We start from the raw sequence: 12,595 nt of genomic DNA, 5'->3' as shown, positions 1-12,595 counted from the left end.
TGTGGCGCCGCTCATGCCGCGCCAAGCTTGATCTGGATGTTCAGCCATTCGTCGATATAGGCCACGTCCCCGGGCGGGATGACGGTGGTCGAATCGAGCTGGTCGATGATCGCGGGCCCGTTGATCGTGACCCCGGCCGGCAGGTTCTCGCGGTCGTAGAGGTTGGTGGTCATCGGCGCGGACTGGCCGTGGAACCAGACCTCGCGGGTGCCCTTCGGAACCGCCTTGCCGTTCCGGTCGACCTCGACCTTGGGGAAGGAGGGCTTGGGCGTGACGCCGATGGCGCGCACCGTCAGGCGATAGATCTCGACCGGGAAGTCCTCGCGGCGGAAGTTGTGGGCCTTTTCGTATTCGTCGTGGAAGATGGCCAGCGCCTCGTCCATCGACTTGACCTGCCCCGGGACCGGCACCGCCAGCGAACGCCACTGGCCGCGATAGCGCATGTCGACGAAGCGCTGGAAGGTCATGTCCTTGGCGGCGACGCCGTCGCGTTCCAGGCGATTGCGCCCTTCCTGCTCCAGCCCCTTGAACGCGGTCTCGATGTCGGCCGGATCGGCCGAGGCCGCGTCCTGGAAGAACATCTGCGTCACGTCATGCTGGACATCGACCAGCATGCAGCCGACCGCCGAGGTCACGCCGGGGTTCGGCGGCACGATCACCACGGGAATGTTCAGCTCCCGCGCGATGTCCACGCCATGCAGGGGTCCGGCGCCGCCGAAGGCCACCAGCGCGAAGTCGCGCGGGTCGTGGCCGCGGGCGATCGAGATCAGGCGCACCGCATCGGCCATATTGGCATTGGCGACGCGCAGCGTGGCGAGTGACGCCTCGACCAGATCGAGGCCCAGCGGATCGGCGATCTTGTGCATCGCCGTCAGCGCCGCATCGCGGTCCAGAGACTTCTTGCCGCCGGCGAGCGTGGTTCCGACCCGGCCCAGGATGATGTTCGCATCGGTATTGGTCGGCTCGGTCCCGCCCGCCTTGTAGCAGGCCGGCCCCGGCACCGATCCGGCCGATTGCGGCCCGTTGCGCAGCGACCCCGCCTTGTCCAGCCAGGAAATCGAGCCGCCGCCCGCGCCGATGGTCAGAACCTCGATCGAGGGGAAACAGATCGGATGGCCCCAATCCACCTCCCATTTGTCGGTCGTGCGCAGATGGCCATTCTCGGCCAGCGAAATATCGGCCGAGGTTCCGCCCATATCCAGGCCGATGGCATTGCTGTATCCGCACAATTCGGCGAAATACTTGCTGGCGATGGCGCCGGCCGCGATCCCCGATGCCGCCAGGCGTGCGGCATATTTCTCGGCCGTCGCCGGCGTCATCACGCCGCCGCCGGAATGCAGCAGCAGAACATCGGCCTCATAACCGGCCTCGGTCGTCCTGCGGTCGATATCGCGGGCATAGGGACGGATGATCGGCGCGAGGATCGTATTCGCGACCGTGGTCGAAAAACGGTCGTCCTCGAAGATTTCCGGGTGGGTTTCATGCGAGGTGGTGATGGCGATATCCGGCCCCAATTCCTCGGCCAGGATTTCGGCCATGCGCTGTTCATGCACGCCGTTGACATAGGCGTTGATAAAGCAGACAGCCACCGCCGTCACATTGCGCTTCTTCAGGATGCGGGCCACTTCGCGGGCCTGATCTTCGTCCAGCGGTTCAATGATTTCGCCGCGATAGTTGATGCGTTCGCCAACGACGAAGCGGTCGCGACGGCGGACATAGGGGGGCGTGCCTTCCTTATAGGCGTCCCAGGGATCCTCGCGGGTGCCGCGGCCGATTTCCAGAACGTCGCGGAAGCCCTTGGTGGTCACCATCGCCGCCGGCTTGAAATTGCGCGTGATCAGCGCATTGGTGGCGACCGTCGTGCCGTGGGTGAACAATTCCACGTCGTGCCAATCTATATTGGCCGCCTCGGCGCCATTCATGATGGCATCGATGGGATTCGAGGTGCTGGGAACTTTCGCAACGGTCTGATTGCCGTCCGAATCCAGAACGAAAACATCCGTGAATGTTCCGCCGACATCGATGGCCAAACGCGTGCGCGCTCGCTTCGGCGCCGAGCCAATGCCCGCTCCGTCCATGCTCATTATGCAATTCCTTTCGATTTTGCGTGAGGCAAAGTGAGCCACAAAGCGTGATTACGCCGTGTGAACGATTGCATTTCATTGTGAGGGAGATTTGCCATCGACCGATGCGCGAGGCAGCCAGCCGATGTTCCGCATTCTTTGTTGAACGCGCCTTGATACTACGCGAGGACCCGCCGTATCTCCAAATGTTTTTTTGGAGGCGCTGCAACCGCAGAAACAGGGCGGTCGGGATCCAGGGAAACACGGAAAATTCTGCCGGATCGCCCATGCCGCAATGCGGAAGCGCCGTTCCGCACGCAGGCGGTCTGTCCCGGCGTCCTGGCCAATCGCGGCCGCGGAACGCGACCGTTTGCCGCATGGACCGAGCTTGCGCGAATCACCCGCCGCCGACCGGAACGGCTGGGACAAACCGGGCGACACCGGGCCGCGGACCGCCGCGTGTTCCCTTGCTTCTGGCTTTTGCGGGGACGCTTTCCAGGCGGCCCACGCCTTGCAAAGGTGCTGGGTGCGGGGAATGGGCGTGCACTCATCCCCCGCGGCCCGCCTCCCGAGGGTCAGAACCGCCCGCGCAAGGTCAGCGTGGCGCTCCGAGGCTCGCCATACCAGTTGCCGCCGGTGGGCGTCCCCAGCGCCGAGTAATAGCGCTTGTCGAAAATGTTGTTCACGTTCAGGGCCATCTGCCAGCGGTCGTCGATCCGATAGCCGACATGCGCATCCCAGACCGCATAGCCGCCCTGTTCGATGCGGTAAGCCTGGGTCACGCCCGCGATCCGCGCCGTGCCGGCGGTGGCCTGCGCGCTTTTCACCGTCACGCCGCCGCCCAGGGTCCATTTCGACCAATCGCCCGGCAGGGTGTAATCCGTCCACAGCTTCAGCATGTGGCGCAGCGTCAGGGCGCTGAACACCATATCGTCGCGGGTGTTCTTGTTGTGGTTCCAGGTATAGCCGGCGAACAGCTGCCAGTCCGGCGCGATCTCGCCCGACAGTTCCAGGTCCAGGCCCTCGCTGACGATGCGGCCCTGCGCGACATAGCAGCAGGACAGGCCGGTGCCGTCGCTGCTTTCGGGATAGGCCGGGTCCAGCGCCGCCTCGCCCTTGCGCTCGATGCGATAGAGCGCGGCGGAGGCGTTCAGCGCGCCGCCCATCAGGCTGCCCTTGGCGCCCAGCTCGTAGTTGCGGCCGGTGATCGGGTCCAGCGGCCTGGCCCGATCCGGCGGGCCCGACAGGTAATTCGCCTGCGGCTTGTAGATCTCGGTCAGGCTGGCATAGACGCTCCAATCCGGGGTGACGTCATAGATCGCCGCGGCATAGGGGGTGAAGATGCCGGTATCCTTGAACCCGGTCTTGGTCGAGGACAGCAGCGCCCCCGTCTCGCTGTCGTAATAGTCGTTGAGCGAGCTGTATTCGTAGTTGCCGTAGCGGCCGCCGACGATGATGTGCAGCCGGTCCGTCGCCTCCAGCTGCAGCCGACCGTAAAGCCCCTTCTGCGTGGCGCCATAGGCCGGGAAGGTGAACCAGGGATACAACACCTCGGGACGGACGCCGTTCAGCTGGTCGAAATTGTCCAGCCCGATGGTGCCCGGGGCAAAGACCTCGCTCAGCGAATACATGTTCTGATGCGCGTCGCTGTCGCGCCAGTCGGCGCCGACCAGCAGCCTGTGCTCGCGTCCCCAGGCGCGGAACCGGCCCTGCAGGTTCAGGTCGGCCGCCTTGGAGTGGTTGCCGGTCTCTTCGTAGCGCGAAAAGACATCGGCGAATGTGCCGGTCTCGCGGTCGATGGGGCCGGTCGGGTTGATCCGCAGCGTGTCGGAATCGAACTTCTGCCGCATGGCCGAGAATTTCAATACCCAATCCGCCCCGAAGCGGTGCTCGACGCCGGCGAAGACATCGGTGATCTTGCGGTCGGCATAGGACCAGTCGGTGTTCAGCGCCCGGCCGCGGTCGATGTCCAGCAGCTGGAAATCGCTCCAGGTCGGCAGGCCCAGGAACCAGGTATTGCCCTTTTGCCGCTGCTGGCTGATGCCGGCGCTGATCGTGGTGTCGGGCGTCAGGTCGTATTCCAGCACGCCGTAAAGTACCCGCTTCTTCTGATCGGCTGGCGCATAGAAGAAGTCGCGGTCCTGCCAGGCGCCGACCACCCGGCCGCGCAGCGACCCGTCGCGGGTCAGCGGGCCGCTGATGTCGGTCTCGATGCGGCGGTTGTTCCAGCTGCCATAGGACAGGGCGAGGCTGGACTGGAACCGCTCCGTCGGGCGCTTGCGGGCCAGGTTCACGCTGCCGCCGGGCTCGCCGGCGCCGGAAAACAGCCCCTCGGCGCCGCGCAGCACCTCGATGCGGTCATAGATCGCCAGGTCGAAATCCGGCCGGAACGAGGATTCATAGGCCGTGCCCATACCGTCGATCTGGTAGTTGTTGATCTTGAAGCCGCGGGCATAGAAGTTCGGCGCGCTGGTCGCCTCGCGGTTGGCGACGATGCCGGGGGTCTTGGCCATCGCCTGTTCGATCGTGGTCAGGTTCTGGTCGTCCAGCGCCTGGCGGGTGACGACGGTGACGGATTGCGGCACCTCTTTCAGGCTGTCCGCGCCGCGGGCGATGCCGGCCTCGCCGGTCGTATAAGAGCCGCTGCCTTCCGTCGTCGCCCCGGAAGCGTTCAGCGTGATCGCATCCAGCACGACCGACCCGTCCGGTGCCGTCGCGCCCGCCGTGGAACGGCCGGAGATCACCACGCTGCGCGGATCGGAAAAGCTGTAGCGCAGGCCCGAGCCCGACAGCAGCCGCGCCAGCGCCTGCTCCGGGCGCAGGTTGCCCGACAGGCCGGTCGTGGTCTTGCCCGAGGTGACGGCGTCCAGATAGGAAATCTGCACCCCGGCCTGACGCCCCCAGACCAGCAGCGCCTGGCCCAGCGGCCCGGCGGGAATCGAGAAGGCCACGCCCTGCACGCTTTCCTGCGCCGCCGCGGGGCGGCTGGCGGCGATGGTGCCGCCTGCCAGCACCAGCGTGGAAAGCAGTAAGGCTCCCAGCAGCCGCGCCGGCCGGATCGCAGCCGGATATGACATTGAACACACTGAACTTTGGGCCATGGCGAGCCTCTCCTTCGGTCAAACTGGACTGGAGGGTGTGCCGTGCCTTCGCTCGCCAGAGCGCATTGGGTATTGCCCGACCCTATGACTGATACAATCGGGCGGACGATTCATTCGGTCGGCGGCGGAAAAAAGTTCAGACGCTGGAGATAACCGTCAGCAAGCCCGAGACCCGGCGCAACCGCCCGCCGGTCGGCCGGACGGCGGTATCCAGCGCGCGTTCGGGATCCGAGATGTCGAAGAGCCCGCTGATCCGCGCGCGGCCGATGGCGGCATCCGCGACCACCACACGGCCGGGCAGCCAGCGCGCGATGCGCGCGACCAGGGTTTGCAGCGGCTCGGCCTCGGCCACGACGGTGCCGGTGCGCCAGGCACCGGCCAGGGCACCGTCGCGGCTGCCCGTCTCGTGCCGGCCGTTTTCGGCATCAAGGCGGATCCACTGCCCGGCCGCGATGCTGGCGCGGGACGGGGCGATCAGCTCGACCGAGTCGCGCGCCACGGCAAGATTGACCACGCCCGCATCCTGCGACACCTCGAAGGCGCCGCCGGCCGTCCGCATTTCGACGCCGTCGTTCAACCGCAGGACCAGGGGACGCGCCGGATCGGGCGCGACGTCGAACCAGGCCATGCCCTGCAACAGGCGGATGGAGCGCGTCCCGCCCTGTTGTTGCGCCGTCGCCATGGCGCTGGCCGGACCCAGCGTGATCCGCGTGCCGTCCCCCCAGGCCATCGGCAGCAATTCCGCGGTGGCGGTCAACTGGTCCGCCTGCAGCCGCAACCGCATGGCGGGCAGGCCCCAGGTCCCCAGAGCCCCGGCCCCCAGGCCGACCGCCCCCGCCAGCAGCAGGTTGCGCCGCGTCAGCGCAGGTTTCGCCGATCCGCCCAGGGCGCTGCCGCTTAGCCCATGCGCCTCGGTCACCCGCCGCCAGATGCGGTCGTGATCGGCGCTGCGGCCCCGCCAGGCGGCGATCGCCTGCAGCGTCGCGGCGCTTTCCGGCGCGTTCTGCCGCCGGATCACCAGATCGATGGCTTCATCCAGCAGGCGGGACGCGCGATGGTCCGGTTCCGGCCGATCTTCGGGTCCGGGGCGCATTTCAAAGCCCTCCGGCCCGCAGCACGATCCGGCGATAGCTGTCGCGGACCAGCTCCCAGGTCCGGGTCGGAGACAGCCCGATCTGGTCGGCGATGCGGGCGATGGGCAGCCCCTCGATCCGATGCAGCAGGAACGCCCGCCGCTGCCGTTCCGGCAGGCCGGCCAGAACCTCCGCCACCAGCCGCAGCTGTTCCCGCGAGGCGAGGATCGCCTCGCCGTCCGGCGCGCAGGCCAGCGCGCGCTGCGCCTCGGGCCGTTCCAGCGGCAGCGAAAGCACCAGGGCCTGCCGCTTCGCGTGATTGATGCCCAGATTGCGCGCCACCCGGTAAAGATAGGCCCGCGACAGGCAGTCGGAAACGTCCTGGGCCGGCCCGTGGGCGATGACCCTTGCGAAGGCGTCCTGGGTCAGATCCGCCGCGGCCTCGGCATCCAGCCCGCGCCGGCGCAGCGAACGGGCGATGCCCGGCGCGTGCCGCTGGAAAAGGCTCTGAAAATCCCAGGCCATGCCTGTCGCTCCCACGTTCCGCCCCACGTCGCGGTCCCCCGCTTGCGAGCGGCACTGCAACTGTTTGCGGCTTGTGTCAATCGCGCGATGCCCGGTCACGACCCGGGCCGGACGCCTCAGGCCGGGGAATGGTCCCGCGGCGGGAAGGTTGTCGGCACGCCCCACCAATGCTGGGTGCGGCGACAATGATGGGCGATGGCTTCCACCGCGGCGGCGGCATCGCCTGCCTGCACCGCGTCGATGATCGCCAGATGTTCCTGCATCGCCGACAGGATGCGTTCCTGCACGAAGGGCCGGACGCGCTGGATGATGGCGATGCGGATGCGGTTGGCGTCGTAGCTGGCGCGCAGCAGCGGGTTGTCCAGGCCCCCGGCCAGGAAATCGTGCAGCGACAGATCGACGGCGATGGCCCGCGGCGACAGCTCGGCCGACGCGGGACCGCCCGCCGCCTCGAGCATCTGCTCGTGCGACCGGCGCAGCGCGTCCAGATCGGCAAGCGCGGTCTGGTCCTGGATGCGGCGGCGCGCGCCCTCCTGGTCCAGCACCATGCGCAGGTCCAGGCTGTCGCGGATCAGCTCGGGCCGCGCATCCATGATCTGCACCCCGCGCTTGGGGATGATCTCCAGCCAGCCCGAGGCGCTGGCATGCCGCGTCGCCTCGCGCACCGCCGCCAGCGGCAGGCCCAGCACATCGACCAGCTGGGGCATCGACACGAACTGCCCCGCCCGCAGCTCGCCCCGGCGCAGCGCCCCGACCAGCGCAGTCTGCGCGCGCGTATTCAGCATGTCTTCCCCTGCCATCGACCTTCTCTCCCCTTGCGGCTTTTCACTGTGTCATGCGGCAACACCGGCTGATTTTTAAAATTACATATAAGGTGCTATTCGATATGCTATATAGACGCATATAAAGAATATCATCTAACATTTTACATGCAAGTCCAGCATTGCGGACCTGCCGTGCCGGGGAAGGGCCGGCTGCCAGAGGAAACGGGAGGTAACCATGGCATCCACTACGGTTCGGGGCCGTCGCATCGCGACGCGCCCCTGGGCAAGGCTTTCGCGCAAGCCTCAGCCCGCAAAACATGTCACCATTCCTGAGGATCATCCGCCCCGGCCGTGCAGCGGGAGGAGCGGGCAATGAACCTGAACACCGCCGAAACCGGCCAGGACCACCTGCACGGCGTCGCCCTGCACGAGGCCATCCCGCCGGGCGTCTCGCCCGGCCTCTACAACCGCGACCTTGCCCCCACCAAGCAGGAAGGCCGCACCTGGAGCGCCTACAACATCTTCGCCCTCTGGGCCAATGACGTGCACAGCCTGGGCAACTACTCCTTCGCCATCGGACTTTTCGCGCTCGGGCTGGGCGGATGGCAGATCCTGGCCGCGCTGCTGTTCGGCGCGCTGTTCCTGTTCGTCCTGCTGAACCTGTCGGGCTACATGGGCATCAAGACCGGCGTGCCCTTCCCGGTGATGAGCCGCATCAGCTTCGGCACCCGCGGCGCGCAGATCCCGGCGCTGATCCGGGGCGGCGTCGCCATCGTCTGGTTCGGCATCCAGACCTACCTGGCCTCGATGGTGCTGGACGTGCTGCTGATCGCGCTGATGCCCAGCCTCGCCTCGCTGTCGCAGCAGATGCTGCTGGGCCTTTCGGTGCTGGGCTGGATCAGCTTCAGCATCCTCTGGGTCGTCCAGGTGGTCATCGCCTGCTACGGCATGGAGAGCATCCGCAAATACGAAGCCTTCGCCGGCCCGGTGATCCTGATCACCTTCGTGGCGCTGGCGGGCTGGGTGCTTTACAGCGCCGGCGGGACGCTGCGCTGGTCGCCGCCGAACGCGCTGACCGGCGGTGCGATGTGGGCGCAGATCCTGGGCGGGGCCTCGCTCTGGGTGGCGATCTACGGCACGTTCGTGCTGAACTTCTGCGACTTCACCCGGGGCGCGGTCTCGCGCAAGGCGGTGGTCATGGGCAATTTCTGGGGCATCCCGATCAACATGCTGATCTTCGGGATGATCGTGGTGATCCTGACCGGCGGCCAGCTGGTGATCGACGGCACGCTGATCCAGAGCCCGACCGACGTGGTGCAGAAGATCCCGAACACGCCGCTGCTGGTCCTGGCCAGCCTGTCGCTGCTGATCCTGACCATCGCCGTGAACCTGATGGCGAATTTCGTGGCCCCGGCCTTCGCGCTGGCGAACCTGATGCCGCGGCAGCTGAACTTCCGCCGCGCCGCCGTGGTCAGCGCCGTCATCGGCTTCGTGATCCTGCCCTGGAACCTCTACAATTCGCCGGTGGTGATCGTCTATTTCCTGGGCGGCCTCGGCGCCTTCCTGGGGCCGCTGTTCGGGATCGTGATGGCCGACTACTGGCTGATCCGCAAACAGCAGGTGGACGTGCCGGCGCTCTACAGCGACGATACGGCCGGTCCCTATCACTATGTGAACGGCATCAACCCGGCGGCGATCAAGGCGCTGGTGCCCTCGGCCGCGATCTCGCTGATGTTCGCCTTCCTGCCGGCGCTGCATTCGCTGTCGCAGTTCTCGTGGTTCATCGCCGCCGGGCTCGGGGCGCTGTTCTACTGGCTGATCGCACCCAAGGGCCTGCGCTATGCCGACCGGGACGGCGAATCCATCGCCGTGGCCATCCATCACTGATCCCGAGACGGAGAACACATGCGTATCCTCGTTGTGAACGTGAACACCACCGAAACGATGACCCACGGCATCGGCCTTCAGGCGCAGAAGGTCGCCGCGCCGGGAACCGAGATCGTTGCCCTGACCCCGCGCTTCGGCGCGGAATCGGTCGAGGGCAACTTCGAAAGCTACCTTGCCGCCGTCGGCGTCATGGATGCGGTGATGCGCTACGACCAGCCCTTCGATGCCGTGATACAGGCCGGCTACGGCGAACATGGCCGCGAAGGGTTGCAGGAGCTGCTGGAGGTGCCCGTGGTGGACATCACCGAGGCGGCCGCCTCGACCGCGATGTTCCTGGGGCACAAATATTCGGTCGTGACCACCCTCGACCGGGCGGTGCCGATGATCGAGGACCGGCTGAAGCTCGCCGGGCTCGATGCCCGCTGCGCCTCGGTCCGGGCCAGCGGCATGGCGGTGCTGGAGCTTGAAACCCAGCCCGAGCGCGCGGTCGAAGCCATCGTCGAACAGGCCGCCGCCGCCGTCGAGCAGGACCATGCCGAGGTGATCTGCCTCGGCTGCGGCGGCATGGCCGAGCTGGAGGCCAAGGTGCGCGAGCGGACCGGCGTGCCGGTGGTCGACGGGGTGGCCTCGGCGGTCACCATCGCCGAAGCATTGGTGCGCATGGGGCTTAAAACCTCGAAGGTGCGCACCTACGCCCCGCCCCGGCCGAAGCGGATCACGGGTTTTCCCCTGCCGTCCGCATAAGCCCCGCCGGGGCCGCGCTCCGCAGGCGGCCCCGATACCCAAGCCGGCGGCGGCTCCGATGGGGCCGCCGCCAGCCACACCGGATAACGGCGGCACGACCGCCGACCTGAGGGCCGCCGCCGCAAGGGGGCGGCCCTTCTGCTGCCTATGGGTCTGGCGCGGGGTCGCGCCGCCGCAGCGCCTTTCCGCAGCCTGCCGGCAGTCAGACCCATTGGCTCGGGCGGCCTTGCAGACCTTTGCCCCGACCGCCTGCAGGCATCTTGTGCTGGTCCCGAAGCTACCGTAGAAAACCTCGTTCCTGCAGTGCTGCAGCTTTTTCGCCACAGCACTGCCGCGCACCCCCGGTCAACGTCCAGAGAAATCGCCTGCATGAGCATCTATCGTTTCGGCGCCGAACTCGAGATGGCGGCCAGCATGCCCAGGCATGACATGCGCGCAAGGGAGCCGGTGCGGATCGGGGTGCTGGCGCCGCTGACCGGCGCCGCGGCCTCCTGGGGCATGCCGGGCTACGAGGGCTGCCAGATCTGGGCCGACCGGGTCAATGCCGACGGCGGCATACGCATCGGCGGGCAGCGGCGGCTGGTCGAGATCGTCGCCTACGACGATCAATACGATCCCGCCCGCGCGATCCTGGGCGCCAAGCAGCTCGTCCTGGATGCCGGGGTCAAGATCATCCTGATGCTGGGCGGCGATACCGTGCCGGTGATCGCGGATTTCCTGACCCGCTCGCGCATGCTGGCGACGACGCTGCTGCCCAGCGACCTGTCGCCCGACATCCCCTACCTGATCGCCCCCTGCGAGGTGCATCCGATCTATGTGGTGACCGGCGTGGACTGGCTGGCCGAGAACCGGCCCGAGCTGCGCACCGTGGCGCTCTGCGCCCAGAAGGACGCGCTTGGCCTGCCCTCGCTCGCCACCTACCGGGCCGCGTTCGAGGCGGCCGGGATCGCCGTCGTCAAGGAGGTGCTCTATACCGGCGCCCCCGAGGACCCGGTCGCCGTCGCCGACGCCATGCTCAGCGCCAATCCCGACATCCTGTGCTGGGATACCGCCTATGAACCCTTCGTCCACGCGCTGACGGAAACCGCCTATCGCCGCGGGTTCCGCGGTCAGATCCTGTCCTGCACCTGCGACAACTATCCCGCGCTGGTCGCGCGGACCAGCCGCGAGTTCATGGAAGGCTTCATCTTTCACTTCCCGGAATTCGACGATCCGGCGCTGGACCGGCTGGACATCGGCTTCCCCCGCCCGCACGATTTCTACGCCGAGTTCAACCGACGCTATCCGGGGCATTGGAGCGCGGTGTCCTGGGAATATTGCGCCATCCTGGAAATGTGGCGCAAGGCGGTCGAACAGATCCAGACGGTCGAGCCGGCGGTGGTGCTGTCCGCCATGCGCATGGGCGGAGGCAGCCGCAACGTCTTCGGCGAGGCGCGCTGGTGGGGGCGCGAGCTGTTCGGCGTCGACAATGCGCTGGTCGGATCCTGGCCGGTGGTGCGGATCACCGACGGCGTGGCGCGCATCGTCGAGCTGCGCTCGGTCCTGGCCTGGTGGGAAAAGCACGGCCCGCTGCTGCTGCGGCACATGCGGGCCTGCGGCCAGATGTGGGACCAGCGCCTGACCGCCGCCGCGCTGGACCGGGATCAGCCGCCCGGCATCAGGTCCTGATGCGCGTCCGCCAGCATCAGCCGGACGAACTCCACCGCCTTCTCGATGTCGCGGCTTTCGATCGCCTCGCAGAGCGAGCGGTATTGCAGCTTGTATTCCCGGATCCTGGCCGGTGACAGCCGCCACCGCCGCTGCACCGACCAGCTGGCGTCGCGCCGGACCTGGTTAACCATGGCATAGACCGCCTCGAGAAGCGGGTTGTGCGTCCCCGAGGCCAGCCGCATCCGGAAGGCGTCCTCCAGCGCCGCGAATTGCTCGCCATTGGTCATGACCTCTTCCATTTCGGCCTGCACGGCCTTGATCGCCTCGATGTCGCGCGCGGTCATGTTCAAGACGGCGAGCCGCGCGATCTCGGGCTCGACGATCGAGCGCACCACGCCCAGTTCCAGCGGGCTGGTGGAACTGCCGATCTCGGTCAGGTCCAGGATGCCGGCAGGGGGTGCGGCCGCTTCCGGCGCCGGCTGGCGGCGGCTGAAGCAGACCACCGATCCGCTGCCGACCCTGCGTTCGATGATGCCGAAACTTTCCATCAATCCCAAGGCTTGGCGCACGGTGCTGCGCGACAGATCGTGGGTGTCGGACAAGACGCGCTCGGCCGGAAGCCGGGTGCCGAAACCGTATACGCCGGCGACGATCTCGCCGAAGAGCCGGTCGGCCAGGTCGCGGGCCTTGGCGGTGACGGGATAGCGCACCTCGCCCTCGGTTTCCCACGGCGGATCCAGAACCTCGGTCATGTGTCGGACTCCTTTTGCGGGGCGGACCCCGGGATG

The 12,595-nt window shown here is 67.3% G+C and carries 9 protein-coding genes; 3 read left to right on the top strand and 6 right to left on the bottom strand.

Annotated features, from left to right (window positions below):
* Positions 1 to 11: 11 nt before the first annotated feature.
* From JCM7685_RS17210 to JCM7685_RS17190, 5 genes are all read right to left on the bottom strand, one after another.
* A complete protein-coding gene (locus tag JCM7685_RS17210) occupies positions 12 to 2,078 on the bottom strand; it encodes a hydantoinase/oxoprolinase family protein (RefSeq protein ID WP_074967070.1) in 2,067 nt (688 codons plus the stop codon).
* A 560-nt stretch (positions 2,079 to 2,638) separates the two neighbouring features.
* Entirely contained in the window at positions 2,639 to 5,140 is a 2,502-nt protein-coding gene (locus tag JCM7685_RS17205) for a TonB-dependent siderophore receptor (RefSeq protein WP_074966957.1), read from the bottom strand.
* 160 nt (positions 5,141 to 5,300) lie between these two features.
* On the bottom strand, positions 5,301 to 6,257 hold the full coding sequence (locus JCM7685_RS17200) for a FecR family protein (protein ID WP_074966959.1): 957 nt from the start codon (positions 6,255 to 6,257) through the stop codon (positions 5,301 to 5,303).
* 1 nt (position 6,258) lies between these two features.
* Entirely contained in the window at positions 6,259 to 6,762 is a 504-nt protein-coding gene (locus tag JCM7685_RS17195; RefSeq protein ID WP_074966961.1) for an RNA polymerase sigma factor, read from the bottom strand.
* Between the two features lie 116 nt (positions 6,763 to 6,878).
* Positions 6,879 to 7,547, bottom strand: a complete 669-nt coding sequence (locus JCM7685_RS17190; protein ID WP_083412645.1) for a GntR family transcriptional regulator — start codon at positions 7,545 to 7,547, stop codon at positions 6,879 to 6,881.
* A 351-nt stretch (positions 7,548 to 7,898) separates the two neighbouring features.
* Between JCM7685_RS17190 and JCM7685_RS17185 the strand changes: the two genes are divergently transcribed.
* The 3 genes from JCM7685_RS17185 (at position 7,899) to JCM7685_RS17175 (ending at position 11,825) form a co-directional block, all read left to right on the top strand.
* Positions 7,899 to 9,413, top strand: coding sequence for an NCS1 family nucleobase:cation symporter-1 (locus tag JCM7685_RS17185; protein WP_074966965.1), 1,515 nt, complete (start codon positions 7,899 to 7,901; stop codon positions 9,411 to 9,413).
* Positions 9,414 to 9,431: 18 nt separating this feature from the next.
* A complete protein-coding gene (locus JCM7685_RS17180; RefSeq protein WP_074966967.1) occupies positions 9,432 to 10,157 on the top strand; it encodes an aspartate/glutamate racemase family protein in 726 nt (241 codons plus the stop codon).
* Between the two features lie 369 nt (positions 10,158 to 10,526).
* Positions 10,527 to 11,825, top strand: coding sequence for an ABC transporter substrate-binding protein (locus tag JCM7685_RS17175; RefSeq protein ID WP_074966969.1), 1,299 nt, complete (start codon positions 10,527 to 10,529; stop codon positions 11,823 to 11,825).
* Here JCM7685_RS17175 and JCM7685_RS17170 read toward each other — a convergent pair.
* On the bottom strand, positions 11,801 to 12,559 hold the full coding sequence (locus JCM7685_RS17170) for a FadR/GntR family transcriptional regulator (RefSeq protein ID WP_074966972.1): 759 nt from the start codon (positions 12,557 to 12,559) through the stop codon (positions 11,801 to 11,803). The genes JCM7685_RS17175 and JCM7685_RS17170 overlap by 25 nt on opposite strands.
* Between the last annotated feature and the right edge of the window lie 36 nt (positions 12,560 to 12,595).

The organism is Paracoccus aminovorans (assembly GCF_900005615.1).
In the GTDB taxonomy this organism is placed as follows: Bacteria; Pseudomonadota; Alphaproteobacteria; order Rhodobacterales; family Rhodobacteraceae; genus Paracoccus; species Paracoccus aminovorans.
Note: the sequence above shows the minus strand (reverse complement) of the source record. Positions and strands in the feature narration are given on the sequence as shown.